The sequence below is a fragment of the Paenalcaligenes niemegkensis genome (genome assembly GCF_022230885.1).
GTDB classification, from domain to species: domain Bacteria; phylum Pseudomonadota; class Gammaproteobacteria; order Burkholderiales; family Burkholderiaceae_B; genus Paenalcaligenes; species Paenalcaligenes niemegkensis.
The window spans coordinates 558,269-584,600 of the sequence record NZ_JAKGCT010000004.1 but is presented as its reverse complement, the minus strand read 5'-3'; the positions used below and the strand labels follow the sequence as shown (position 1 = coordinate 584,600).

Annotated in this window: 25 protein-coding genes, 1 tRNA gene and 1 pseudogene; 14 read left to right on the top strand and 13 right to left on the bottom strand. The window is 53.0% G+C overall.

What is annotated here, in order from left to right; all coding sequences use genetic code 11:
- Positions 1–30: 30 nt before the first annotated feature.
- From pheT to L1889_RS06805, 4 genes are all read left to right on the top strand, one after another.
- Positions 31–2,436, top strand: coding sequence for a phenylalanine--tRNA ligase subunit beta (pheT, locus tag L1889_RS06820; protein WP_238664504.1), 2,406 nt, complete (start codon positions 31–33; stop codon positions 2,434–2,436).
- Between the two features lie 9 nt (positions 2,437–2,445).
- The gene (locus L1889_RS06815) at positions 2,446–2,766 is read left to right on the top strand and encodes an integration host factor subunit alpha (protein ID WP_238664503.1); all 321 of its coding nucleotides are present in this window, start codon (positions 2,446–2,448) and stop codon (positions 2,764–2,766) included.
- A 46-nt stretch (positions 2,767–2,812) separates the two neighbouring features.
- Positions 2,813–3,211 (top strand): MerR family transcriptional regulator, encoded by a 399-nt coding sequence (locus tag L1889_RS06810; protein WP_238664502.1) that lies wholly within the window; start codon positions 2,813–2,815, stop codon positions 3,209–3,211.
- A 123-nt stretch (positions 3,212–3,334) separates the two neighbouring features.
- Complete coding sequence (locus tag L1889_RS06805; RefSeq protein ID WP_238664501.1) at positions 3,335–4,132, top strand: ferritin-like domain-containing protein; 798 nt, start codon at positions 3,335–3,337, stop codon at positions 4,130–4,132.
- Between the two features lie 80 nt (positions 4,133–4,212).
- On the opposite strand, the gene L1889_RS06800 is transcribed toward L1889_RS06805, so the two are convergent.
- Entirely contained in the window at positions 4,213–4,893 is a 681-nt protein-coding gene (locus tag L1889_RS06800; RefSeq protein ID WP_238664500.1) for an anti-sigma factor domain-containing protein, read from the bottom strand.
- 210 nt (positions 4,894–5,103) lie between these two features.
- Complete coding sequence (locus L1889_RS06795) at positions 5,104–6,018, bottom strand: sigma factor (RefSeq protein ID WP_238664499.1); 915 nt, start codon at positions 6,016–6,018, stop codon at positions 5,104–5,106.
- A gap of 92 nt (positions 6,019–6,110) precedes the next feature.
- Between L1889_RS06795 and L1889_RS06790 the strand changes: the two genes are divergently transcribed.
- From L1889_RS06790 to sufT, 8 genes are all read left to right on the top strand, one after another.
- Entirely contained in the window at positions 6,111–7,883 is a 1,773-nt protein-coding gene (locus L1889_RS06790; protein ID WP_238664498.1) for an ABCB family ABC transporter ATP-binding protein/permease, read from the top strand.
- 70 nt (positions 7,884–7,953) lie between these two features.
- Positions 7,954–8,445 carry an SUF system Fe-S cluster assembly regulator gene (locus L1889_RS06785; protein WP_238664497.1) on the top strand — a complete coding sequence of 164 codons (492 nt, stop codon included), beginning with the start codon at positions 7,954–7,956 and terminating at the stop codon, positions 8,443–8,445.
- Positions 8,446–9,894: a Fe-S cluster assembly protein SufB gene (gene sufB / locus L1889_RS06780; protein ID WP_238664496.1), complete on the top strand. Its 1,449-nt coding sequence runs from the start codon at positions 8,446–8,448 to the stop codon at positions 9,892–9,894.
- 13 nt (positions 9,895–9,907) lie between these two features.
- Positions 9,908–10,684, top strand: coding sequence for a Fe-S cluster assembly ATPase SufC (gene sufC / locus L1889_RS06775; protein ID WP_238664495.1), 777 nt, complete (start codon positions 9,908–9,910; stop codon positions 10,682–10,684).
- Complete coding sequence (gene sufD / locus L1889_RS06770) at positions 10,681–11,988, top strand: Fe-S cluster assembly protein SufD (RefSeq protein WP_238664494.1); 1,308 nt, start codon at positions 10,681–10,683, stop codon at positions 11,986–11,988. The genes sufC and sufD overlap by 4 nt, the downstream gene beginning before the upstream one ends.
- Positions 11,985–13,232, top strand: coding sequence for an aminotransferase class V-fold PLP-dependent enzyme (locus L1889_RS06765; protein WP_238664493.1), 1,248 nt, complete (start codon positions 11,985–11,987; stop codon positions 13,230–13,232). The genes sufD and L1889_RS06765 overlap by 4 nt, the downstream gene beginning before the upstream one ends.
- Positions 13,233–13,234: 2 nt before the next feature.
- Positions 13,235–13,690, top strand: a complete 456-nt coding sequence (gene sufU / locus L1889_RS06760) for a Fe-S cluster assembly sulfur transfer protein SufU (protein ID WP_238664492.1) — start codon at positions 13,235–13,237, stop codon at positions 13,688–13,690.
- Between the two features lie 10 nt (positions 13,691–13,700).
- Positions 13,701–14,258 (top strand): putative Fe-S cluster assembly protein SufT, encoded by a 558-nt coding sequence (sufT, locus tag L1889_RS06755; protein WP_238664491.1) that lies wholly within the window; start codon positions 13,701–13,703, stop codon positions 14,256–14,258.
- A gap of 116 nt (positions 14,259–14,374) precedes the next feature.
- On the opposite strand, the gene L1889_RS06750 is transcribed toward sufT, so the two are convergent.
- From L1889_RS06750 to L1889_RS06725, 6 genes and pseudogenes are all read right to left on the bottom strand, one after another.
- The gene (locus L1889_RS06750; protein WP_238664490.1) at positions 14,375–15,118 is read right to left on the bottom strand and encodes a response regulator transcription factor; all 744 of its coding nucleotides are present in this window, start codon (positions 15,116–15,118) and stop codon (positions 14,375–14,377) included.
- 48 nt (positions 15,119–15,166) lie between these two features.
- Positions 15,167–15,475 carry a curli-like amyloid fiber formation chaperone CsgH gene (gene csgH / locus L1889_RS06745; RefSeq protein WP_238664489.1) on the bottom strand — a complete coding sequence of 103 codons (309 nt, stop codon included), beginning with the start codon at positions 15,473–15,475 and terminating at the stop codon, positions 15,167–15,169.
- 95 nt (positions 15,476–15,570) lie between these two features.
- A complete protein-coding gene (locus L1889_RS06740; protein WP_238664488.1) occupies positions 15,571–16,695 on the bottom strand; it encodes a hypothetical protein in 1,125 nt (374 codons plus the stop codon).
- A gap of 78 nt (positions 16,696–16,773) precedes the next feature.
- Positions 16,774–17,573: pseudogene (locus L1889_RS06735) on the bottom strand (CsgG/HfaB family protein).
- Between the two features lie 195 nt (positions 17,574–17,768).
- Positions 17,769–18,194, bottom strand: coding sequence for a curli assembly protein CsgF (locus tag L1889_RS06730; protein WP_238664487.1), 426 nt, complete (start codon positions 18,192–18,194; stop codon positions 17,769–17,771).
- A gap of 18 nt (positions 18,195–18,212) precedes the next feature.
- Positions 18,213–18,422, bottom strand: coding sequence for a CsgE family curli-type amyloid fiber assembly protein (locus L1889_RS06725; protein WP_238665875.1), 210 nt, complete (start codon positions 18,420–18,422; stop codon positions 18,213–18,215).
- A gap of 38 nt (positions 18,423–18,460) precedes the next feature.
- On the opposite strand from L1889_RS06725, the gene L1889_RS06720 reads away from it, so the two are divergent.
- Entirely contained in the window at positions 18,461–18,649 is a 189-nt protein-coding gene (locus L1889_RS06720; protein ID WP_238664486.1) for a hypothetical protein, read from the top strand.
- A gap of 348 nt (positions 18,650–18,997) precedes the next feature.
- Here L1889_RS06720 and pgaD read toward each other — a convergent pair whose 3' ends face one another.
- Genes pgaD through pgaA form a run of 5 tightly spaced genes read right to left on the bottom strand, consistent with a single transcriptional unit; the run spans position 18,998 to position 25,245 of the window.
- Positions 18,998–19,426 carry a poly-beta-1,6-N-acetyl-D-glucosamine biosynthesis protein PgaD gene (gene pgaD / locus L1889_RS06715; RefSeq protein WP_238664485.1) on the bottom strand — a complete coding sequence of 143 codons (429 nt, stop codon included), beginning with the start codon at positions 19,424–19,426 and terminating at the stop codon, positions 18,998–19,000.
- Positions 19,423–20,745, bottom strand: a complete 1,323-nt coding sequence (pgaC, locus tag L1889_RS06710) for a poly-beta-1,6-N-acetyl-D-glucosamine synthase (protein WP_238664484.1) — start codon at positions 20,743–20,745, stop codon at positions 19,423–19,425. Before pgaC ends, pgaD begins: the two co-directional genes overlap by 4 nt.
- The gene (pgaB, locus tag L1889_RS18400; protein WP_308217666.1) at positions 20,742–22,052 is read right to left on the bottom strand and encodes a poly-beta-1,6-N-acetyl-D-glucosamine N-deacetylase PgaB; all 1,311 of its coding nucleotides are present in this window, start codon (positions 22,050–22,052) and stop codon (positions 20,742–20,744) included. The genes pgaC and pgaB overlap by 4 nt, the downstream gene beginning before the upstream one ends.
- Positions 21,986–22,762, bottom strand: coding sequence for a polysaccharide deacetylase family protein (locus tag L1889_RS18395; protein WP_308217606.1), 777 nt, complete (start codon positions 22,760–22,762; stop codon positions 21,986–21,988). The genes pgaB and L1889_RS18395 overlap by 67 nt, the downstream gene beginning before the upstream one ends.
- The gene (gene pgaA, locus L1889_RS06700) at positions 22,762–25,245 is read right to left on the bottom strand and encodes a poly-beta-1,6 N-acetyl-D-glucosamine export porin PgaA (RefSeq protein WP_238664483.1); all 2,484 of its coding nucleotides are present in this window, start codon (positions 25,243–25,245) and stop codon (positions 22,762–22,764) included. The genes L1889_RS18395 and pgaA overlap by 1 nt, the downstream gene beginning before the upstream one ends.
- 298 nt (positions 25,246–25,543) lie before the next feature.
- Here pgaA and L1889_RS06695 point away from each other — a divergent pair.
- Positions 25,544–25,620 (top strand) — tRNA-Pro (locus L1889_RS06695).
- Positions 25,621–26,332 lie beyond the last annotated feature (712 nt).

The window sequence follows — 26,332 nt, the reverse complement described above, 5'->3', positions numbered from 1 at the left end:
CAGCACTTAATAAAATTCTACGCTTTCATCATGCTACTTTCTGAATCTTGGCTACGCTCCTTTGTTGACGCATCACTCGATGCCGACACGCTTTCGCATCGTTTGACGATGGCAGGTCTGGAGGTCGAAGATGTATGCACCGCCGCCCCCGCTTTTACTCAGGTGGTGGTGGGTCACATAGTTGATGTCAGTCCTCATCCGGACGCCGATCGTTTGCGTGTATGCAAAGTCGATGATGGCTCGGGTGAGCTGCTGCAAATTGTTTGTGGCGCACCCAATGCAGCCGTCGGGCTAAAGGTACCTGTCGCGCAAGTCGGCGCCGAGCTGCCCGGTGGGCTTGCAATTGGTCCGGTTAAAATGCGCGGCGTTGCCTCTGCGGGCATGCTGTGCTCAGCCAAAGAGCTGGGCTTGTCAGACGAAAATGCAGGCTTGCTTGAACTCGCACCTGATAGCGAGCCTGGCGCAGATATACGCACATTGTTAGATCTAGATGATGTGGTGTTTGAGCTCAAAATGACACCCAATCGCGCCGACTGCCTATCGGTGCTGGGCGTCGCGCGCGAGGTCTCTGCTCTGACCGGCGCGCCTTTGCAGCAGCCTGACTTTAGTCCGGTTCCGGTCAGTATTGATGACACGCTTAAGGTAAAGGTAGAGGCTCCTGATTTATGTGGTCGCTTTGTCGGGCGTGTCATCCGTGGTGTCAATGCACGGGCGGCGACTCCTGAGTGGATGAAAAGAAGACTAGAGCGCTCGGGGCAGCGGTCGTTGTCGGCACTGGTTGATATTTCGAATTACGTGATGCTCGAGCTGGGACGCCCCTCTCATATTTTCGACCTTGATAAGGTTACTGGCGAACTTGAGATTCGCTGGGGCCGTGATGGTGAAGAGCTTGAGCTGTTAAGCGGAAAAGTAGTCAAGGTAGATGCCAGTGTGGGTGTCATTGCCTCGGCGGGCAAGGCTGAAAGCCTTGCCGGTATAATGGGTGGCGAAGATACGGCGGTCACACTGGAAACCAGCAATATTTATCTTGAGTCGGCCTTCTGGTGGCCAGAGGCCATCATGGGCCGCGCCCGTCACTATAAATTCAACTCGGATGCCAGCCATCGCTACGAGCGAGGTGTAGACTTTGAGCACATAGTCGAGCATGTCGAGCGCATTTCAGCCCTCATTCTGGAGATCTGCGGTGGAGACGCCGGCCCCGTAGACGATCAGAAAATCAAGGTTCCTGCGCGTGAGCCGGTAAAAATGCGCCTGGCAAGATGCCATCGTATTTTAGGGGTCGGGGTATCAGCTGATGAGGTTACGCAGATTTTCGAGCGTTTAGGCTTCAGTTTCGAATATAGCGACGGGGTGTTTACGGTTGTTCCGCCCAGCTTCCGTTTTGATATTCGCATTGAAGAAGACCTCATTGAAGAAGTGGCAAGGATTTACGGTTTTGAGCGTATACCTGATGTACCGCCTCGGGCCCGGGCCTCAATGCGCATTGAGGCTGAAAGCCTGCGCGGCCCTCACGCCTTGCGCGCAGCGGTAGCCGCCCTTGATTACCAAGAGGTGATTAATTTTAGTTTCGTGGAAGAGCGCTGGGAGCATGATTACCACGGTAATGCCGACCCCATCCGTCTGCTTAATCCCATTGCCAGTCAGTTGTCCGTCATGCGTTCATCATTGATTGGTGGTTTGCTGGCCAACATCGAACATAATGCCAAGCATCGGCAGTCGCGAGTGCGGGTCTTCGAACTCGGACGGGTATTCAAACGCGACACAAGCGTTCCTGACGCCGATCTAAGCGTTGCCGGAGTGGCACAGCCCACGTTCCTGTCGGGCGCAGCATGGGGGCCCGCAAATCCGGAGCAATGGGGAGTGCCCAATCGCGCCGTCGATTTTTTTGACGTGAAGCGCGACGTTGAAACCCTGTTTGGTGTCCAGGCTCAGGCATTGCGTTTCGTGGCGGTGGAGCATCCTGCCTTGCATCCGGGCCGTAGCGCCAGAATTGAGATTCAAGGTTCCGTAGCGGGCTATATAGGCGAAGTGCATCCCAAATGGCTGCAAGACTTTGATCTGCACGGCGCCCCGGTGGTGTTTGAGCTCAATACCCAGTTTCTGTCGCACGTTGGCCTTCCCGAAGTATTGCCTCAATCCAGGCAGCCTATTGTGCAGCGTGACCTTGCTTTCTGGGTCGATTCCTCAACGAATTATCAGCAGTTAGTAGATACCTTGAACAGCACCGTGCGTAACCATGAAAATCTTGGTATTGTTAAAGAAATTCGTTTGTTCGACATTTGGCGCGAACATCCTGATGCAAAAGAACAAAGCATGGCATTGCGATTCTGGTTGCAAGATCCAAAGGCGACGCTAGACGAAGCCACTGTAGAAAAAAGTATGCAGCAGCTGTTGCAAGCGCTTGTCGACGCCCATAACGTGCGTCAACGCGCATAAGGAGTTTTCATGAATCCAAGTCGTACGCTTACCAAAGCAGATCTTACTGAAATGCTGTTTGATCATGTAGGGTTGAATAAGCGCGAAGCAAAAGATATCGTCGACACATTTTTTGCTGAAATTCGTAACACCCTCGAAGAGGGTTCTGAGGTTAAGCTATCAGGGTTTGGTAATTTCCAGGTTCGCGATAAGCCCCCTCGTCCAGGGCGCAACCCGAAAACAGGTGAGGTCATTCCTATCTCGGCACGCCGTGTTGTTACTTTTCATGCTAGTCAAAAATTAAAAGCTGCCGTTGAGAACACTGAAATTGTGCCTGAAACGAAGCCCTGACTTTGATTTAGTATTACCCTAGGTTCGAACACTTTATCTATCCATCATGACGAATACAGAAAAAGCGGTTACGTTGCCTCCCATTCCTGCAAAGCGTTATTTCACTATTGGTGAGGTTAGCGAGCTATGTTGTGTTAAACCACATGTGCTGCGCTATTGGGAGCAAGAATTTACGCAGCTTAAGCCCGTAAAGCGTCGTGGCAATCGGCGCTATTACCAGCACCACGAGGTATTGCTGATTCGTCGCATACGCAATTTGCTGTATGACGAAGGCTTCACAATTAGTGGTGCCCGTAATCGCCTGGGTGACGGGGTGGATGTACCCTTTGATGCTGAAGCCGCTGTGCGTCTATCGGGTAACGAGCTGCAAAGTTTACGCTCTGACCTTGAAGGCATTCAGGCTGCGCTGACTCAGGTTCTGCAAGAAACCGAAGTACGAACCTAAGCGTCTACTTACATGTTCCATGAGGTCCGGCTGATGCCGGACTTTTTACCGCCGGGCCACCCCAAGATGAAAAACGCCACTTGAGGGCAGCAAGCCGAAGGCGTGGTGTGGAGGCTTCATTTTATGACCTTAGTTTGCATTCGAGAACAAGCGTTCCATGCGTTGGTGCAGCCTTGCCCTGTACGCAAGTCTGAGCTTGTGCGACAACTGCACCATCGTCGCCATCCCTATGTTGAGGTCAAGACCTGCTACCCGGACTCAGCGGCTGTTCCCGGGCGACCGGACTTGCCACTTATCGTTCCGCCGCAGCAAGTGAAGCACCGTGGGCTGGGTACAGTAGAGGGGAGGGCAGCGTTAATTCATGCGCTGGCGCATATTGAGTTTAATGCAGTCAACTTGGCTCTGGACATCATGTGGCGTTTTCCGAACATGCCCAGTGTTTTTTATGGTGGATGGTTAAGCGTTGCCTACGAGGAAGTCGTGCACTTCAACTTGCTGGCGGATCATTTACAGGTGTTGGGGTTCAGCTATGGCAGTTTCGCAGCTCATGATGGGTTGTGGGACATGGCAGAGCGTACTAAAGACGATGTCATGGCGCGTCTGGCACTGGTACCGCGCACCCTTGAGGCCAGGGGGCTGGATGCATGCCCTATCGTCAGGGCTAAACTGGCCAATGCGGGTGATCATGCCGCTGCAGCCATACTGGACATCATCTTGCGAGATGAGGTGGGCCATGTGGCGTTAGGAAACTACTGGTATCGGTGGCTGTGCCGCCAGCAGCATTTAGACCCTGTGGCGATTTATCCGGAAATGGCGTTGCAGTATCGTGCACCGCGCCTGCGCGGGCCGTTCAACAAGCCAGCTCGATTACGAGCTGGCTTTATGCCCGAAGAGCTTGTGTGGTTAGAAGAGCAAGCCTAAAGCAACGGCTAGCTTAAGGGCTACGCCGCAGGGTGAAGAGCATTGCGCAACGGGCTGTGGTGCCTCTGGCGGACCTGCTTTCAGGATGTTTCAGTAACTGCCGGTTGCACCGGCACCGGGGCATCGCCAAAGCGAACCAGGCGTCCTATGAATAGCACAGGCCCGCTCGGCATCTCTGAGACGGCGCCCCCTTTGCTTTCAAGGGTGATCTCAAAAATCTGACCGGTTTCAAGCTCTCCAATTAAAGGGGCCGGGATAGCAACGGGGCGATTGGGATCAATTAATCCCAGTGAGCGAGGCGTAGCAGAGGCCGCTGTTTGCGTCCAGAGTTGCACGCTTTGGGTCTCCAGCACTTCCGTTTCCACTTGGGGGCTCAGTAGCACGTTGCCCTCCGGGTCTACCGTGAGGACCCATCCAGGGGTTGACGACTGACCAGGTGCCTGAAGGACCGCCGCTTGGGTGGGGGCCATCTCAATGACATTAATGGGTGGTTCAGCAGGCGTCAAAGCTATTTTTGCGCCTAAGCCTAGAGCAGTGACAGCGAAAATAAAAGCGACGCTACGCCACAAGGCAGGCCCAGCTTTCTGCCGCTTGCCTGGTTCGTCGTTTGAGTCAGGCTCAATTGGAGTTCGTCGGACTGGCGGAGTCGGAGGCGGACTCTGCGGTTTAGCGGGTGGTGTGGCAATTGGCTCAACGATGATGTCGCTGGGCGGTGGGGTCTCGTCGGGATCTGTACTTGTGGCGTTGCCGTTGCCGTGCAAAGAGGGCTCTGTTTTAGTGCTGGAGCTTTGGGCAACAGGCACCTTTTTGGAAAAAGGCGGGCTAAACCTGCGCCGAAGGCCATGGCTATCGAGGAGGGGCTTTTTCTGGAGTCTCGCTTGACAGATCGACGGCTTCCTCGGTTGATTGTGTCGAGGCCAAAAGCTCTGCCGAGGGAGATGGCGTTACTGAGGGTTCCTTGTGAGCAGCCTCTATGCGGTCAGGAATCGAGAGGCTTGATGCAGAATCCGCACGCAGCAATTGAGGAATGAAGGTGGTGTTGTTGGGCGGTTCCAGCTGTTCTTTTTAAGGTAATCCGCTGAGCGCTGCAGTGTTGACGGGGAGCTTTCCGTGGTTTCGTGTCCGAGCGCTGTCTGTATGCGCCATAGCAGTTGGTCAGACGGCCTGACAGGGTGCAGGCCATCGCAGAAAGCCAGCAGCTCGTATTCCCACGCCAGAGCGTCTTGGGCCGCCTGGTCATCATGTTGCAGCAAGCTTTGAATTTGCTGGTGCTCAGCAGAGGGTAAAAGGCCGAGGGTGTACTCGGCAATAAGCAATTGCTGCTCGCTTAAGCTGCGGCCGCGCAAGGTGCTGATTGAGTCGCGCAGTTGCCCTACTGCGGCGCGCAGACGGGAGCGGGCCTGATTGGCCGGCAAAGATAGCCGCTGCCCGATATCGTGGTACCCGCTGCCTTGCAGGTAGGCTATGAGCAGTATTTGACGGGAGACAGAGTCGAGACGAATGACGCTGCGCAGGAATGCTGTAGCCCCCGAGTTGGGCGATGGCAGCGAGGGCGCGTGCCGGGTATTGCCGCCAGAGCCTCGCTGGCGCAAACGTGCCTGCGCCCTATAGCGGAAAATGCTGTAGATCCAGGCACGGCCATCGCCAAGCGACGCATCAAAGCCCAGAGAGTTTTTCCAGCTTAAAATGAAGGTTTCGCGTACCAGCTCTTCGGCTTCACTTGGGCTTTCCAGCAACGATAGCCCGTAGGCGAGCATCTGTGAGGCTTCATGTTCATAAATACGTTTAAGTGCTGCGTTTTTGCCCTGCGCGCACTGATGTAGTGCGGTATTGAAGTCGAAGCGAGTGGATGCCATGAGCCCTGCGTCCAGATTAAATAAAGTCAAAGGTCTCTATTGTAGAGGCTACGCTTACAATGTTGTAGTAACAGAGTGCAGCCTATCGCGCTTTAGCGAAATTGGCCTTAAAAAAGAGAAATATGAATTCAGGAAAAGAGGCGAGTGCGCCCAAAAGCAATGATGCGTTGAAGGCAATACGCTCTGTTCTTCCGTATATCTGGCAGTACAAATGGCGTGTGGCTGTTGCCATGGCGTGCCTGATTGGCGCCAAGCTGGCCAGTGTGGTGATGCCTTTATATCTGAAAGACATTGTTGACGGACTAAGTCTGCCCGGGACTGCACTGGTGCTCCCTGTGGCTGCCCTGATCGGCTATGGCTTTTCGCGGCTGTTATCAAGTGTGCTGGGTGAGCTTCGAGATGCTTTTTTTGCACCGGTAACGCAAGGTTCGATACGACGTATTTCAACTCAGGTGTTTCAGCATTTGTTTGCCCTATCCTTGCGTTTTCACATGAATCGCCAGACGGGTGGCTTAAGCCGTGACATTGAGCGCGGAACCAAAGGTGTTAGCTTTCTTCTGAATTTCACCTTATTCAATATTTTTCCTACGCTATTGGAAATTGTCATGGTGGCAGCCGTGCTGCTGTGGCGCTTTGAAATTCAGTTTGCCCTGGTAACGCTGGCTTCCATCATTACGTATATTGTGTTCACTTTGGTTGTGACTGAAAGACGTATGCGCTTCAGGCGCGAGATGAACGAGCTTGATAGCTGGGCCAATACGCGTGCGGTAGATGCCTTGCTTAACTATGAAACGGTTAAGTATTTTGGCTGTGAAGATTATGAGCATCGTCGCTATGACGAAAATCTGGCACAGTGGGTTCATGCGGCCATACGTAATCAGGTGTCGCTAAACCTCTTGAATATGGGGCAAGCCGTCATTATCACGGCTGGCGTCACGGCACTGCTCTGGATGTCGGCCACAGGCGTAGTGAATGAAGAGCTGAGCGTTGGGGACGTGGTGCTGGTGTCTGCCTATCTGACCCAGTTGTATGCACCTTTGAATTTCCTGGGCTTTGTGTACCGGGAAATTCGGCACGCCCTGACGGATATGGAGCGCATGTTCAGGCTGCTTGAGCAAGGGCAGGAAGTCGCCGACTTGCCTACTGCTACCGAATTACACAGTCCTTCTGCAAGTGTGCAATTCAAAGACGTGAGCTTTGCCTATGATGAGCGCCGGCAGGTGATACGTAATTTGAACTTTGAAATTCCCGCAGGCAAGACGCTCGCGGTAGTGGGGGCTTCAGGGGCGGGTAAATCAACCCTGGCAAGACTGCTGTTCAGGTTCTATGACGTGAGTCACGGACAGGTATGTGTCAATAATGTTGATGTGCGCCATTTTACCCAGGCCAGTCTTCGTCAGCACATCGGCATCGTGCCTCAGGATACCGTGCTGTTTAACGACACGATCTACCACAATATCGCCTACGGCAAGCCTGACGCTACGCGCGACGAAGTGTTAAGCGCTGCGCGAGCTGCCCGTATTCACCTTTTTGTCGAGCAATTGCCCGATGGTTATGACACCAGGGTAGGGGAGCGCGGCTTGAAGCTCTCTGGCGGTGAGAAGCAGCGGGTGGCCATTGCCCGCACCTTATTGAAGAATCCGCCAATCCTGATTCTCGATGAAGCAACCAGTGCCCTGGATACCCATACCGAGCGTGCCATTCAGGATCAGCTAAAAGTGATCGCCAAAGACCGGACCACTCTGATTATTGCCCATCGCCTCTCGACGGTCATTGATGCAGACGAAATTGTGGTGATGGACCGGGGTGAAATCATTGAGCGTGGAAATCACCGCTCGTTGCTGTTGAAGCAAGGTAAATACGCTGCAATGTGGGCTCTGCAGCAACAAAGCTGAAGGCAGTGTTTGACGCATATAGTACCAAAGCGGTACTATATGGGTATTGCGACTTAAAAGAGATTGTTAAATGCTGCGGATCAGCAAGATTATCGATTACGGCACCCTAGTGCTGACGCACATGGGGGTCGACCCCGAGCGCGTATACAGCGCGTCTGAATTGGCGACGACGCTGGGTTTAGGGCAGCCCACGGTAAGCAAAGTGCTGAAGCTTTTGAGCCAGGACAACCTTGTAACCAGTACGAGGGGTGCGCGGGGCGGCTATGCTCTGGCCCGGCCTGCTGATCAAATAAGCGTAGCGCAAATAATAGATGCTTTAGACGATCAACCTTTTGGGCTTACGGAATGTGTTGCCACCCCAGGGGCCTGCTCGGTCGAGCCCGACTGCCATATACGCAGTAACTGGCAGCGAATAAACGACATTGTACGGCGAACTCTCGAAGATGTCAGTGTCGCCGACATGATCCGTCCATCGCAGACAGAATTCCCGCTAACACGCAAGCCTTCTACCCTAGATAAATCCCAAGTTACGGCACACATTTCCAAAGTGGAGCTTTCCTAAATGAGTACTGTCAACGAACACCTAGATACGTTCCTCGATCGCGAGTACGAAGCAGGTTTTGTTACCGATATTGAATCGTTCACGATTCCCAAGGGCTTAAGCGAGGATACCATTCGCTTGATTTCTGCCAAAAAGAAAGAACCCGAGTTCATGCTCGAGTGGCGTCTGGCCGCATACCGTCATTGGTTAACCATGACCTCCCCTGAATGGTCGGTCGTTAATTACCCGGCTATCGATTTTCAGGACATCAGCTATTTTTCGGCGCCCAAAAACAAGGCTGACGGTCCCAAAAGCCTGGACGAAGTCGATCCTGAGCTATTGCGCACCTACGAAAAGCTGGGCGTTCCCTTGCACGAACGAGCCCGATTGGCAGGGGTTGCTGTCGATGCTGTGTTTGACTCGGTTTCTGTGGCCACTACCTTTCGTAAGCAGCTTGAAGAGGTTGGTGTTATTTTCTGTTCCTTCTCCGAGGCTGTGCACGAGTACCCGGATCTTATCCGCCAGTACCTCGGTACCGTAGTGCCTCCCGGCGATAACTTTTACGCGGCTTTGAACTCGGCTGTGTTTTCCGACGGTTCTTTCGTATATATCCCCAAGGGCGTTAAATGCCCTATGGAACTGTCCACGTATTTCCGTATTAACTCACCCGATACCGGGCAGTTCGAACGCACGCTGATCATTGCTGAAGAAGGTGCTTCAGTCAGCTACCTCGAAGGCTGTACCGCGCCCATGCGAGATGAAAACCAGTTGCATGCGGCGGTGGTCGAACTGGTAGCGTTAGACGATGCGAAAATTAAATACTCAACCGTTCAAAACTGGTATCCCGGTGACAAAGACGGTGTAGGTGGTATTTATAACTTCGTGACCAAGCGTGGTGAGTGTCGTGGCAAACGTTCGCACATCTCCTGGACACAGGTCGAAACTGGGTCAGCCATTACCTGGAAATACCCCAGCGTGGTCTTGCGCGGTGATGACTCTGTGGGCGAGTTTTACTCGGTGGCCTTGAGTAATCATCGCCAGCAGGCCGATACGGGCAGCAAAATGATTCATATGGGTAAAAACACCCGCAGTACGATCATTTCCAAGGGGATTTCAGCCGGTGAGGGCATGAACACTTACCGTGGTCTGGTGCGTATCACCCCTAAAGCTGAAAATGCACGTAACTTCACGCAGTGTGATTCCCTGCTCATTGGTAAACGGTGCGCAGCGCACACGTTTCCAACGATGGAAGTACAAAACCCCACCGCAAACGTAGAACACGAGGCTACTGCCTCACGTATTGGTGAAGACCAGTTGTTCTATGCCATGCAGCGCGGCCTAACAGCCGAAGATGCGGTGTCAATGATCGTTAACGGTTTCTGTAAAGACGTTATTAAAGAGTTGCCCATGGAATTTGCAGTCGAGGCTCAAAACCTGCTCGGCGTAAGTTTGGAAGGCAGTGTAGGTTAAGGAGATCTCTACCATGTTGAATATTAAAGATTTACACGCCTCTATCGAAGGCAAACAGATTTTGCGCGGCTTGAATTTGCAAGTCAACGCTGGTGAAGTACATGCCATCATGGGCCCGAATGGCTCGGGTAAAAGTACGCTATCCCAGGTGCTTGCCGGACGCGAAAGCTACCAGATAGACAGCGGTTCGGTTAGCTATAACGGCCACGATCTGCTTGATATGGCCGTCGAAGAGCGTGCCCGTGAAGGCCTGTTTATGGCTTTTCAATATCCTATTGAAATCCCGGGCGTATCAAATGCCTACTTCTTGCGTGCTTCGTTAAACGCTATTCGTCGCCAGCGCGGCGAGTCCGAGCTTGATGCAATCGATTTTCTGAAACTGGTCAAGGCAGAGATGAAAACCGTGGGCATGCGCGAAGAGTTTCTCTACCGCTCTGTCAACGAAGGTTTTTCTGGCGGCGAGAAAAAGCGCAATGAAGTGCTGCAAATGAGTTTGCTTGAACCCAAGCTGGCCATTCTGGACGAAACCGACTCGGGGCTTGATATTGACGCATTGCGCGTAGTGGCCGATGGGGTAAACCGTTTGCGTTCACCTGATCACGCGCTGGTCGTCATCACTCACTACCAGCGTTTGCTTGACTACATCGTGCCTGATTTTGTGCACGTGCTGTCAAACGGTCAGATTATTCGTTCAGGCGACGCCAGTCTTGCGCTTGAGCTGGAAGAACGAGGATACGGTTGGGTCAAAGAGCTGGCGGCCGAAGCTGCCACCAAAGGAGCCGCCGTATGACTACGCTTCCCACATGGATTTCTGAATTCGCAGCTCAGGCTCCGAAGCAGTCCAGTGCCGAGGCGTCGTGGTTAAAAACACGCCGGCAGCTGGCGCTGGAGCGTTTCGCAACTGAAGGGTGGCCCACTAACAAGCTGGAGGCCTGGCACCATACGTCTCTGGCGGCAATGGAGCAGCAATCGTATCGCTACGTGGCCCCGGTAGAAGTTGCAGAGCAAGTCAAAGCAGTGCGTAACAACGAAGCGGGCCATTGGCTGGTTTTTGTTAATGGCGTATTCGATGCAGGCAGCTCCGATATTGGCGAGCTGCCCAAAGGTGTTCAGCTGGGCTCACTGGCCGAACGTTTGAATAGCGATGCTGATTCGGTTCAGGCGCTGTTTGGTGAAGCCCAGGACGGAGCCAGTCCGGCAGCACTGAATCTAGCCTTGGCGACAGATGGTGCGGTGGTGCAGGTGGCCTCCGGGCACACGCTTGAGCTCCCGGTACACCTGGTATTCATCAGCACTGAAGCTGAAGGCGCCAGTTTTCCGCGTAACCTGATCGCTCTTGAGGCAGGTGCATCGGCAACTGTGGTCGAACACTACCTGAGCCACGGTGATGTGCCCACGCTGACGAATGCAGTGACGCGAGCCAACGTGGCGCAAGATGCCAAGCTGGTGCATTTGAAGCTGCAGCAAGAGAACGCGCTGTCAACGCACATCGCAGACATCACGGTAGAGCAGCAGAAGGCGTCTAATTTCGAGTCGCATTCAATGTCTTTTGGCGCCAAGCTTGCGCGCAACAACATCAACACCATTTTCCATGGTGAGCGTTGCGAGACCTTGTTCAACGGCTTGTACTATGTCAACGGACGCCGCCATGTCGATCACAACACGGTGATCAATCATGCGTCGCCAAACTGCGTTAGTCACGAGTACTACCGTGGTATTTTGTCAGACATGGCCCGAGGTGTATTCAGTGGCCGCATCAAGGTTGGCAAGGGCGCCGATGGCACAGATGCGGTTCAGCGTTCTGATAGCCTGCTGTTATCCAAGCTGGCCCGATCCGATGCTCGTCCTGAGCTTGAAATCTACGCTGATGACGTTAAGTGTGCTCACGGTGCCACCGTGGGCCAGCTAGACGAAGAAAGTCTGTTTTACCTGCGTACGCGTGGCCTGAACGAAGCTGATGCCCGCGATATACTTATTTACGCCTTTGCCGCTGCAACGCTTGAGCGCATTGAGTCAGAAGTATTGCGCGCACGTGCCACTGCGGGTATTTCGGCATTGCTGCCGGGCGGTCTGGCACTTGGAGAGCAGGCATGACACTTGAAACGCCGATCGTAGCGCCTGCAATGCAATTAGATCGGCGCGCCGATTTTCCTATACTTCAGCAGCAGGTGCGAGGTCAGCGGCTGGTGTATCTGGATAATGGCGCGACCACACAGAAGCCGGGTGTGGTCATTGAGGCTGAACGCGATTTTTACGAGAAGTCCAACGCCAATATCCATCGGGGCGTGCATTGGCTTTCTCAGCACTCTACCGATTTGTACGATAACAGCCGGGAAATCGCGCAGGCCTTCTTGCATGCAGAGCGGGTTGAAGAAATCGTGTTCACGAGCGGCACCACCGAGGGGATTAACCTCGTCGCAGCCACTTGGGGGCGCAAGCATATACAGGCCGGGGATGAGATCATCCTTACAATGCTGGAGCATCATTCGAACATCGTCCCCTGGCAATTGCTGGCGGAAGAAAAGGGCGCTGTTATCAAAGTAGTGCCTATACTCGAAAATGGTGAACTCGACATAGAAGCCTATCGCGGCCTTTTAAGCGATAGAACTAAGTTTGTCGGTCTGGTGCATGTGTCCAATGCCCTGGGCACGATTAATCCGGTTAAAGAAATGACGGCGATGGCCCACGAGGTCGGTGCAGTTGTACTGATCGACGGTGCTCAGGCTGTGGCGCACAAAGTTGTAGACGTCAAAGACCTGGATTGCGATTTTTATGTCTTTTCCGGACATAAGATCTTCGGTCCTACCGGTACGGGTGTGTTGTACGGCAAGTACAAGCTGCTTGACGCGATGCCTCCCTGGAAAGGCGGTGGTGATATGATTCACACCGTCAGTTTTTCCGGTAGCACCTACGCTCCTGTGCCACAGCGTTTCGAGGCGGGTACACCGAATATTGCGGGTGTAATCGTTTTGGCGCGCGCCCTGCAGTATGTTCAGGAAGTGGGGCTGGAGGCGATCGCTGCTCATGAAAACGCACTGCTCGAGTACGCGACAGCACTGTTGGCTGAAATGCCGGGCATCAGTATTGTGGGTACCGCCGAACACAAAGCGGGCGTATTGTCATTCCTCGTCAAGGATATTCATCCGCACGATCTGGGTACGATTCTTGATATGGACGGCGTAGCCATTCGGGCAGGTCATCATTGCGCCATGCCGTTAATGACACATTTAGGGATTCCAGGCACGGCACGAGCGTCGTTTGCGTTATATAACTCATTTGAGGATGTTGACGCCCTGGCCTCCAGTTTGAAAAAAGCACAAAAGCTATTTGGAGTTTGATGATGAGCGACCCCTTTAACGGTCTGCGAGAGCTCTACCAGGAAGTTATTTTCGATCATAATCGAAATCCGCGTAATTTCAGGGCCCTGGACGAAGCCACCCACTCGGCTGACGGGCACAACCCGCTATGCGGTGACCAGCTTACTGTATATGCACGTCTGAATGACGGCGGGGTCGTCGAAGATCTCAGTTTTATTGGTCATGGCTGTGCAATCTCTAAAGCGTCTGCTTCCCTGATGACCGAAATCTGCAAGGGCAAGAGCAAAGACGAAGTCGAGCTTCTTTTTAATGATGTGCACGCGATGCTGACCGATAAGCACCCGGATCGTGATCTGGGCAAGCTCGAGGTGCTTTCGGGGGTAAGAGAATTCCCGGCGCGCGTAAAATGTGCATCACTGGCTTGGCACACATTGCACAATGCAATCAACCAAGCTCAAGAAGTGGCTAAAACCGAATAGAGGCATTAAAGTGAGTTATCACGATCGTGAAGATGTGGTCGTCAGTCGAGACTGTCCAGCTGTGACAATCCCTTACGGATCACCCGTAACCATTGAAGCCGGTTGCATGGCAACTATCACCCAGCGGCTGGGCGGCAGTTTTACTGTGTTGGTCGAAGGTAATCTTTATCGCATCGAAGGCACTGATGCAGATGCCTTGGGCCAGGAAGCAGCCGAGGAAGAAATATTTGTACCCGAGTTGCCGCTCAGTGAGAAAACCATAGAAGAGGCTGCCTGGACGGTTCTGGCTGACGTCTTCGACCCTGAGATACCGGTTGATATTGTTAATCTGGGGCTGGTTTATAAATGTGCCGTGTCCCAAAAAGACAAGGAAAGCTATCATATCCGCATGGACATGACGCTGACGGCGCCCGGCTGCGGTATGGGCACGATGATTGCCGACGAAGCCAGACTGAAGCTACTTTCTATTCAGGGAGTCGATGAGGTCGAGGTAGATCTGGTCTGGGATCCACCCTGGAGCCGTGAAATGATGAGCGAGTCGGCACGTCTGCAATTAGGCATGCTCTAATACCAGGCAGACTGACCGCGAAAAAGCAGCGATGTTAACCAGCCCTAAACTGAGCAGTTAACAGTTCGAGCTTGCAGGCCTGAGTGCGGTGCAATACCGGACTCAGGCCTTTTGTTTTAATCATCTTCCTGGCCCGGATCCATGCCTAGCTGGGCCCCACGCGATAAGGCCGCAAATACTGCCTCGTTTCGATTGTGCACATCAAGACGCTGGTAAAGGGTTTCGGTATGAGCTTTGGCTGTTGCCGCTGATATTTTTAATTCTTTACCAATAGCCTTCAAGGGCAGGCCTCGTGCCAAAAGAACCAGGACTTCATACTGCCGTGGAGTCAGGCCCAGCATTAAGGCTTCGTTTTGAGGCTCCTCTTTGGCTAATCGATGGGTCAGTGTTGTCGCGACGCGAGCAACACTAGCTGCCGATCGGCCGGGGACACTATCGAAGACGCCATAGCTGCGTTGTGGTTGGGACAGCGTAGGCGAACGTAAAGGAAAACAGCTGCCACCTGCAAGCACGAGTCTAAATGAGGCTTGCAGAATATCCAGGGAAGCGTCCTTACTGAGATGCCCGACTACATTGCCCGGTAACGACGTAGAGCCCAGGTTCATAGGAGGGTGATCGGACAGCAGCAATATCGCGGCTGGGGCGTAGCGGGCTATTGCTGCTTCAACGACTGCGGAAGCTTCTGGCGAGTCGGGTACGGCGAGCAATAATAGATCGCATTGTTGCAATTGAGCTTCGGTACCCCGAAAATCACTGTAATCCGAACTGCGTAATCGTATACCCGGGCCGATTTCGGCAAGGACTTGTAGCAATCCTAGACGTAACAAAGGATGGGGTTCAACGACAAGAATGGTCGTCATAGAGTTTCCTGTCTAACGTTCTGTTTTACCCTTGGTTTAATTATGTTACTAGTTAGGGCAACTAAAGGTGTAGAGCATTTCTTTGCCTTCGGTATTTTCAAAAACCAACTGAATGTTGCAAGATGCATCATCAGTTGAATGTATAGTCATTTCTGTAATGGCCCGCGGCTCGTTAGCGTGCAGCTGTATATCGCCACCTTGTCTAATCGTGGAAGTTCCTGCTGCTGACGATTGTGTCGTGGTCAATTCATATCGCAACTTTGTGTTGGTAGGACTTTGAACATAAGGGATGACAATACCGGGCTTTAGAGTGCCTGCAGCGGCCAGCCACACCTGCAAATCTACGTCTGTATTCATTGTTATCCGGCTCCATTTGGCAGAAGGGAGGGGAATTTCCCCTCTTTTGTCAACGGCGATTGAATTACGTTAGTGAGTAATTCATGAGATTTAGCTTAGTGCTGAGTGACTGAGGCCACGTTGCGCACGCCACTTTGCATGACTTGTGCTGATTGGCCATTGTTTCGCTGTACAACAGTAGCGACGTTTTTATTGCCGTATTGGGTCACGCTTGCTTGCTGATTGTTACCCAATTGGTTGATAGAAGCATAGTGGTTTTTGCCAGCTTGCAAAATGGTGGCGTCCAGGTTTTTACCTTTTTGGGTTGTGTGGCCACGTTGCTCATTACCATATTGCGTGATGTCTGCATTCACGTTTGAGCCTTCTTGCGTGGCGGTGGCTTTATTGTTCCAGTTATGTTGCTTGATAGCCGCTACCAGCAAGTCAGAGCCACCACGTTTGCCGCTGCTACCGGTTTGCTCGATAGTGGCGTCATTGGAGGAGCCGAACTGCTCGATTTGTGCGTTGGAGTTTGCGGTGTTGTCCTGAGTGATGACCGAGGTTTGTCGGTAACCGGCCACTTGAATGGATGCGGTGGTGTTTGACACATTGTTTTGAGCAATGCTGGCGTCAGCGTGTGAAGAGCCTCCAAACAGGGCAATATTCGCTTTCGAATTGTTAGCGCGATTTTGCTCGACTACCGATTCATTTTTCCAGCCGCCATCGGTGATGCTGGCGACAGCGTTTTTGGAATTGCTTTGCTCGATAGTCGCATCAGATTTGCCACTGTCACCCCATTGCTGAATGGTTGCCTGTGAGTTCTGATTCTTGCTTTGGGTGATGACAGACTGATTATTATTGCCGTAGTCATGAAGCACGGCTGTGGTGTTCGAGTTGCCTGACTGACGGGCAAAGGCATCGCCAGAACGTCCGTGCTGCTGTATTTCGACCGATCCTCCGCGGTTGTTGAGTTGCTCTGAAACGGCTTCGTTATTGGCGTTGCTGGCATTGATTGAGCTTTGGGTTCCCGAGGAGTTCCGGCTCTGGTAAATATAGCCGTCGTTGTGTTTACCGCTCTGGATGATTTCGGCAGAGGCGTTACCATTGTAATATTGGCCCACCATGGCTTTATTGAAAGAGCCCGACTGATCCACTGTCGCTGTATCTGCCGAAGCAATGGCAGGAACAGCAGCAAATGCGACCGATAAGGCGGCGGTAACGAAAGATAGCTTAAGTTTCATGATTCAGTTCCTAGTACAAAGAAGAGACCATTGTTAAATGTTGCCCGATGGTCTCCAGCGTCGGGCAATTCGTAGGCGTTACTGCACGACAGCTGAGGTTGTTGCGCTGTCGCTGACAAACCCGGCTTCTGCAAACAATGCATTTTGTGTGGCGGCGTAGCTTTCATAGCTCATCAGGTTGCGGGCCAGGTTTCTATAGCGTTCCAGCACGGGATTATTAAGATCTGCCGCATTCTGTAGCTGCCAGTTGCCGTCTTCCAGCCCCTGCACAATAAGGTGAACGAGGGCCGATTCAATGGCCTCCTTCACACTGATCTGTGCCGGTTCGTTGCTGGTGACACCCGCCTCAATTTCCAGCAAGTCTTTGAAATTCACGAATTTGTAGACGCTGGGGTGCACCTCGTATGAATAAATGGTCTTGGTGGTGGATACACTTTGCAGAATATGACCGGTACGTATATCAATACTGCGCAGATTGACCGTCACCTGATCCATCCGATATTGCGACGAGGCACCAATGCCCAGATAACGGGCAGCGGCACCCCTGTACGTACGTTGCTTTCGTAGGAGATAATGCCGCCATCCATCATGATTTCAGCGGGTACCAGCGCAGGTATTTCAATGCTGGAAGTCTGATTGTCGCTAGAGCCGTCCAGCGCCCTGACGATGCGTCGTTCGGTTAACAGCTCTTGCAGGCTTTCACGTTCTACAGGGGTATACCATCGCGAATCCTTCAGAGCCTTGACCAGCATAGAAGTGGCCCCCTGCGTGACAGAGGTGGAGAATGAACTCTCCGGGTAGGGCTTGTATTGGCCGGTCTGATCCCTGAATCCGTATACCGCCACCGCCAGCCGGGCTTTAGGCAAAGGCAGTTGCATCAAGTCCTGGGTGGAAGGCGTCGCCGGCGTCAGCACGGCCGCAGCATTCACATTGGCAGGAGGGTGAGGGATCTGGGCGCAGGCAGTCAATCCCAGCATCATGGCGATGGAAATCAGCGATTTCACAGGGCGAACACGACCGCTGCTGGCTGCTGTGCTTGCAGGTGCTTGATTGAGGATCATGGCTGGTTAACTCTAAAAGTAGTTGTTGCACCGGTGACCTTGTCGCGTGTGGTGATGGATAGCATTCCGCCCCCAGATCCAGGACATCCACGACAAAGTTTCCGGTTTCAAACGAGCCGGGCACAAACCGGCCATTGGCATCAATGAATTGAGAGCTTGCTGCTGATGCCAGTCGGCTAAGCACGGCCCGCTCCAGCTGGTCATTAAAATCCTCGAAGGGGAGCGTTCCTGATAGCCGAAACGGTCATCCAGATCGGGATCTTTGTGTTTGTTCGTCAACTGCGCTGAATTCAATAACCAGTTTCCATTGAGTGGATCGCCACCAAAGGAGGGGTTAACGGGGGTGTAGACGAGTGGACTTGCCATGGCGGTGGCCGAGGCTAATGCCAGGCTCAGCGTAAGTGCGGTGACGGCGCATCGGGTGGTCTGAACGTTCAAGTTATTCTCCTTGCTGGCTTAGAATTCTTCGGGGGCTAAATCGGGGTTATGGGTAAGTAATCGCTCTTGCTCACTGTCCATAAGATTTTCAAACACTAAGTTGACGGCGTATTCACTGATTGGCCGGGTTTGCGAGCGGGCCGGCGGCAAGAAGGTGTGAAACATTTCCTGTCGGCGGTACTCCACCCAGATCTCGCTTCCCCACCGGGCAGAGGGGCGTTCATAAATAGCAATGGTGTAATGGGTATCCAGGCCCTTTGCCCGCCATGAAGTGGCAAAAAGCGGTAGAAGTCATTTCCCTGAACAGTGACAGTCCTGTTGATGACAATGCCGGCCAAGGGATCAGTGAACAATTGCTTTTGCTGCGTTTCAATAACCGCCCGAGTGCCTTCTATCTGGTTTTGGAGACTGGGCTGGTCTTTCACTTCGCTTTGAGGCTGCGTGGCTCCTGGTAACGCATACAAGGCGGCGATCAGGCAAACATAACGTGTACGATTCCTCAAATAACGCATTGCATGCTCCGGTCATCGGCCTTGATTAAGTCGTTTGCGTCGTCGGGGTGGGTCAGACATTCACCTATGGATACAAACGTTGACATAACGAATCTTAGGAGTCGCAGGGAGTAAACATATGGGCTTGCTGGCCTAGGCCTTTCCGGCGCGAAGGCCTAGGCTGTTTAACCGGCCCGAAAGAGGGTGCTAAAGGGGCTCTGCAGAATGCTGGCGAGGCCTTGTCGGACGCATAAGAGACGAAAAAACCACCCGGAGCATTCAGGATGGTTCTGCAATGAAACTGGATTGAGCTTAGCTTGCTGTTTCTACACGGGTGATTTGGCCGGTGGCATTATGATGAATCACGCTATAGCGGTTTTGACGTAGTTCATTCTGCCGGAGAGGATCAATGCCGTAGAGAGACACGCATGGGTGTGGACTGGGAAGCGAAGGTCGGTAGGCTGATTTTTGAGGGCTGCTAAAAAGTTTGCCGAAGCGGCGATGACTTTGAGCCCAGAGTGCGAGCAGTCCGGTATTGATAGCGGCGACCATTGCGTAAGCACTCAGTGTGCTGAGAGCAGGCAAGACGGGATTAATATTTAAGAAGGAAGTGGTGGGTGAGTCAATAAGCAGCGAGACGATTCCGTTGGTGATCAGCCAGGCAAAGGCTATCCAGCCCAAGCTCGTCAGTACGAGATCGATAGAATGAAAGACAGGGTGCCTGCGCGTTCTGATGATCATGATTTTTCCTCTATGCCACGGTCAGGAGAAACCCAACGTGCTCGGCCGCGGCTCCTGAGCATCGCGATGGGAAAGCTTCGTAAGCAGGTCAGGCAGTTAATTAGCCAAAACACAAACGGATACCAGATGATCCAGTAGAGTGCGCGGCTTATCGACGGTTCATAGCGTCTGTCAATGAGCAGACTGGTTAAAAATTGAAATAGGCAAACGCAGCCCAGAAGCAGGCCGGTGAACGCTGGAGGCAATGATGCCGTCGTCTCGGAAAAACTCAGGCGCGAACTAGATTCCAGCAGCCAGAACAGGCTGGTGATGGCCAGTGAAAAACTCCATAGTACCGACAGGTAATAATCAGTCAATAAGCCCCATAGCTTATGATGTTTAAGGGCTCCTACCTTTGGCAGGTACTTAAGAAAAGTTTCGGCTCCGCCTTGAGCCCAGCGTTGGCGCTGTTTCCACAGGCCATTAAGCGTTTCAGGCATTAACACCCAGCAAAGCGCTCGTGGCTCATAAAAGATATTCCAGCCACGTAACTGAAGTTTCCAGGTGATATCGATGTCTTCGGTGGCCATGTTCAGGCTCCAGTAGCCGCATTCTTCCAAGGCTTCACGTCGAAAAGCACAAATAACACCTGATACGGTAAAAAGACGTCCAAATACGCGTTGTGTCCGTTTAATCAGCCCGATAATGGATGAGAACTCGCCTACCTGAATTCGGCCAATTAGCGTAGAACGCGTGCGAATACGTGGATTACCGGTAATCGCACCCACTTGAGGATGGTGAATCATCGGCGCTACAAGGTAGTTCACCGCATCCGGATCCAACAGGGCATCTCCGTCTATGCACACTAGATAAGGACTTCGGGCGGCCATGGCGCCCATGGTCAGGGCCATGGCCTTGCCCTGATTGGCAGCAAGATGAACAATGCGCAAACGCGGGTCGGCCTGGCTTAGATCGTCGAGAATAAGACGGGTCAGGTCGCTGGAGCCGTCGTTGATGGCAATAACTTCGATGTTGCTGTGTATCTGTCCCAGCGCCGCTGCAATCGTCTCAGTACAGTGTGCAGCTTCGTTATAGCAGGGGATCAGAATGCTCACCAGGGGATTGCCCGGCAGAGCCGGAGGCTTAGCCGGACGCCAGCTCCATTGACGCTCCCACTGAAACCAGAAGTACAAGCCGCCGCTTATCCAGATGCAACCCATGAACAAGGGATAGAAGAAGATAAAGAGCATCAATACAAACTGATGCCCGCTGGTATACAAGTAAAGGGGCAGCGCGATGACGCTGATTAAGGCGAGAAGGCCAACGATGCGCTCAGTCATTTTTTGAAAGGAAACCATTCGTTAGAGATTGCAGGGCGAATTTGCTCTAAATTCGGTTTGTCTTGCAAGAAGTCGTCGGGGTAGTAGCCGAAGTGCCTTGCCCCAGCCCGTTGTAAGACTTGTATCCAATGAACGATCTGTTTAGCGTCGATGTGGTTGTCCGGGGAGTCCAGACTCCAGTCACGTGATTGCAGCTCGAACAGGGTTTTCTTCAAACCGTCGGGGCGCTTGGCCACCTCGGCGACAATGTCCCGTATCCACTGATCTTCATCCCTGGCTGAAACGCCTTCCATCCTTGGCATGACCATCGGAACTGCGTAGTCGTAAATTGCCAGAAAGTCGTCAAGGTTTTGCGCGAACCAGGCTTCACTTTCCGGGTTCGTAATAAGAGGGGCGAACATATTGCGTGCAGTGTGGATCTGGGGGCCGGCGATGCCCTTAACGACATCCGCCAGTTCAAGCGTGAAGTCATTGAGAACTTTGCTTTTGTAGCGCGTCCATTCTTCCTGAGCGGCTTTGTCATCATGAAGGCTCTGTACATCGGTCTTAAGCCCCAGCGCCTCATATTGACGTATGGCATCGGGGCTGAAATCCTCGAAGTCCGAGAGCAGGGCGTCGTCATGAAAAATCAAGCCGCCAAACAGGGTGTAGCTGGCCAGATCAGCATAGATCTCTTTGATGCGCTCGCGGCCTTGCTGATCAAAGGGCGAGATACGAACGTACTGGCTCTCACTTAGTGCGATCTGGCCGCTGAGCGGATCCATCGCTTTGACACGTGCGATATTGGCATCCAGATCAAATCCCAATACCGGCATCCATGCATAAACCCGCACACCTGCCCGACTGCTTAACTGCCATGCCGCACGATTGAATAAATCGGCACGCATGGGAAGTACCCGGTTAGGGAAATACAGCGATTTAACCAAACCGTCACCGGCCGGGTCCGCAAAAGCTTGTAGGGCGACCGTATTGACCTTCAAGTCCGCAATACGCTGAACCAGGCGGTTCAGGTTGAGCTCGGTCTGCACCGGGTCAGGATCGTACACATAGTCGAGGTCGACGTGGACCAGATGCCGGCTTTGCGTAGACTCCATCGATATCAGGTAGCTGGCGAACTCGTCGGTAGAGGGATCCATATCAATGAGCAGCCGTGGCGTATTGAGTAAGGTGTCGGTGGTGGCAACACCATCTTCAAGAGTCATGGCTATTTGATAGCCTGCCTTTTCTATTTCCTTTAAGGTCAGGCCATTGGCACGGCCGTATGGCCATACCCAGACCCGTGGTGACTTGCCTGTAACCTGGGTGATTTTTTGAGTGATTTTTTCACATCGTCAGCCACTCTCGCCGTGAAGGATTCCTGACTTTCGTACTGTTTTGTTTTGGGGTCGTAGCGCCTTGAGGCAGCCGCAGGCTGGACATTTCCCTGGGGGTTGGCCGGTAGGCCATAGTGCAGGTTATAGGTATGGGCGCCGATCTCCACCAGACCGGACGCAGCCATTTCCTCAATTTGATCCCAGTGAAGAAAGCGTTCACGAGCGACCGGCTCGCCGCCAAAGTCTACGGTGCCGCCATCAGGAGCATCAACCCAGGTGCCGACCGGGGCCAATATGGCAGGCCACTGATAAGCCATCAGCAAGGGGTAGACGCGGTCGTAAAAACTGGAGTAGCCGTCGTCAAAGGTTAATACCACGGCGCGATCCGGCAATGGAGGTCCACCCGCTCTGGCCTCCAGGATCTGGTCTACCGATACAGGCGTATAGCCAGATGTTTTGAGCCAGCTGAATTGCTGTTGCAGGTGTGCCGTACTGACGCTTAGGTACTTTTGGCTCGGATCGCTGTCTTCTACGTCGTGCCAAGCCAGAACCAGAAACGAGTTCTGTACCCAAGGGCGCTGGTTTGCATGCCGTTCCCGGTTTTCGGGGGCAACAAAAGGCTCGGCGTAATGTGAGCAGGCTAGCATTAGCAACACGAAAGAGGTCACTAGCAGCTTAAAGAAAGAGTGCAAGAACGTGAACATTAAAACCGCCAATTAAGTTCGAGGAATAGGTTCAGGTTGTTTTCTTTTTTGCCGTCATAAGGGCGGCGAGTGGCCTCTACGCCCAGACCTGCACTGAGACGGTCAGAGAAAGAGATGTCATTTCTATACCGTGCTGAAATAACGAGATCAGAGCCGTAGCTTTTTTGATAATAGGTACCTGCACCGACTTCCAGACGATGAGACCAGCGTTGGTCATAGCGTTGGTACAAGAGTTGTTCGACCCCGACCTTGGGCAGCAGTAAATAGTCACGCTTGGGATTGAAGTAAGCGGTGCGGTCCTGGGTGCTTGTATTGCCCAGACTATTACTGGAGAACGAAGCTTCGAGCATGCCGTCTATCAGAACGTGATCCCTGGTCATCAGGCGGGTTTGCCCGCCCAGCACCACTTCTCGCCGGTTATTCCCGTCGCTGAAGCGGGAGGGAGAGAAAGTGACCCTCCATTGATTCTGATTGGTGGATTGCCACTGCAGATAGAGGTCAGCGCGTTTGCCATGCACGCCGGTATTAAGTCCTCGAAGCGGGGTAAGCAGGCTGTGAGTGGCTAGTTGTACGCCCGTCAGCCAATGGTCTCCGATATTGTGCTCCCACCAGAAACGAGTGCCTATCTTGTCTTTGCCCCGATAATGCTGGTTATTCACTTCAACTTCAGCGAGGTTATCGCGACTTTGCCATTGCACCCCGGCCAGCACAGTGTTCACGTTGATGCTTTGCTCATCAAACTTGCCGCTATTCAGTTGGTAGCCAACAAATGGCCGCCACGAATCGGCGATGGGCGGAGAATACAGCTTGGTGTTGATCCAGGTTCCATGGTCACCACCCACTGTGCTCGTAGGGCCAAAGCCACGGCCGCCACTGACCTGAAGCTCTCTGAGTTGGTAAGTTTCCCAACGCCTGTTCAACTGCTGCACGGAGATATCTTCAGGGTGTTCCTGATTCAGGTAGGTAACGAGGCTGCGGGCCTGTCGCCACTCGCTCAGATCCAGCGCCGTGTGGCCTTGGGTAAGCAGCAGCGACTTCTCTAAAGGCTCTGTGGTCTCGATTATCTTTAACTGTCCTTCCGCCTCACGGCTTAGTCCTTGTGCTCGCAGCGCATCGGCGTAATTCACGCGCAAGGTAGAGTTGGCAGGCGCCTGGTCCAGCATTTCTTTAAGCTGCAGGCTGGCCAGTTCGGCGTTGCCGCTGTAGAGATTACGCAAGGCAATCGCCACCTGGGTATCCGTAAAGCGCATATTAGGCTGGGCATCGACTTTACCCTTGATATGCAGCCATGTGGGCGTCTCGCTACTGGCCTCCGCCAGCACCTGATCGGCTTTCTTGTACTGGTCGCTTTCCTGATAGATATAGTTTTGGTTAAGCTGACGTAGCCACTTGGCTTCGGGCGTCAATCTGGCCGCAGCAGTGCTGCTTTCATACAGTTGCGCTGCACGTTCGGGCTTACGTTCGCTTAAATACGAGGACGCTACTATATCCAGCACATAATCCGGAGCGGTTGCTCCCTCGGCGATCAGCGTTTCATAGCCGGACACCACCTGCCTGGATTCACCCGCGGCGTGCAAGGCGAGCAAGCGGTCGAAGGCGAGCCGATGCCGGGCCGGACGGTCTGCTGATAGCTGTGAACTCCACTTGGAGTCAAGCTGCTCATACTCACGCAGCGCTTCCAATGCGGCCAGATGGCGCTCAGTGTCATTTCGTGCCCTAAAGACCGACTGCCGGGTCAGTTCAGCAGTAGCATCGATCTCCAGGCCCAGCTGCTCTTCTGTTGACAAATGCACCCCATGCCGCTGAACATAGTCCAGCGTGAGACGAGGAGAGCCACTACGGTGCAGGATTTCCGCATAGTTTATTTTCCATGCGGGTTCAGAAGGTTCCAATTGCACTGCCCGGCTGGCTGCCTTCAGTGCATCGTGAGGCAAATTAGTCCGCATAAAAAGGTGACTTAGCTGCACATATTCGTTTGCCGTGGTGGCCGCGCCCATGGCTCGATTACGGGTCCTTCTTAACGCGTCCATCTGGTTCATCTGCGTCAGGGCCAGCAATTCAATTACTAACCACTCCGTCGAAGGTTCTTGGGCAGGCTGTTTCTTGGTGGCGAGTACCAATGCCTTTGGGGCCTGCTGATTTGCCAGGTAGGCGTTTGCTGCGGCCAGCCTGACGTACAAGGGGTCATTTTCCAGCGCAGTCAGCGTGCGATTTTCGTATGATTGAATGGCTTTCTGGTATTGGCCTGCCCACTGTTGCACGACAATAAGGTCACGATGAACCTGATCGTTGCGAGGGTCTCGCACGGCTTCACCTTTTAAATATGACAGCGCTTGTTCATAGCGGCCTTGACGTGCGTTTTCAATAGCTTGCTGATACAGGAAGGTACGTTCGGCGGGCAGAGCCTGAGCCCATGCGCCAGCCTGAATCGTAACCAGTGCCATACCTGCTGCCCTCAGGCTTACGCGGGAGCGAAACGTCATGATCGTCCCTCTTTAAAGGGAACATGTTGTTTGGCTATGGTGAACTGCATTATGGTCGACTCCTTGCAAGCATGATGACTACCTTGATGGGGCTTAGGGAAAGGTTTGTCATGGTCTGGACACCGGCTGTCACGATGAATGCTTGAATCCTAGGCTTAGCTTGTCGACAGCGAGATGGGCCGCAAGGCCTAGGCTGTAATAGCGAAATGGCCTAGGCCTGGTGGGATAGGTTTATTGAAGTGCGCAGGCCTAACAAAGTTGACACGAAGCAAAACATAGTGGTATAGTTTTGTTCTTTCGGGGCGTAGCGCAGCCTGGTAGCGCACTTGCATGGGGTGCAAGGGGTCGAAGGTTCAAATCCTTCCGTTCCGACCAGAATTTAGTATGCAAATTAAGGACTTACAGTGTTAATCGCTGTGAGTCCTTTTTGTTGTGCGTGACTTTTGCGTGACAAGTCATGCGGACTTTCTTTTTAGAATGGTTAACGTCGGCGTTTGCGAACCAAAGAGAGACACTCTATTTGCATACTCAATAAGCTTGCCTAGCTCTGCGGCGAAGTAATGTGAGCTTACGTTGCCGTTTGTGTGCCCTAGCAATGCTTTACGGTCCTCTTGCTGTACGTCCGTTGCGCCCCGTACGGTATTGGCGATTCATGGTGTTCTGTATATCAACCCTCTAGGCACGACACTCCATGCTGTCGGGGAACAGCACTCATGTGAGGGAGAGGAGTGTCGTGGCTAGAGGGCCCAGGCAGGGCCAGGTGTGTAGCTACTGCAGTGCCGATATAACGGCTAAAGCATGAATTAATTTAGGTAGGGCTTACTGGGAAAGGGCGGTCTGGGCTAATTCGATCATCGCTCGCTCCGGCCGGTCATCGTGTCAACGATGTTTATAGGAGCGTCGAACTCAGTGATGGCCTGTAGCGCCTCTCGCAAGGCTTGGTATTTGTCAGTGATTGTTGTCTTCCTTGCTACTGCGGTGTTGATTAATGAGGTGGCGCACCCAGCAGGGTTCCTTTCACGCTTTTTGACGTTGCTAGGCATGGTTCTGGTTACATCTTCCAGCGACTGGTGACATACCAGCCCAT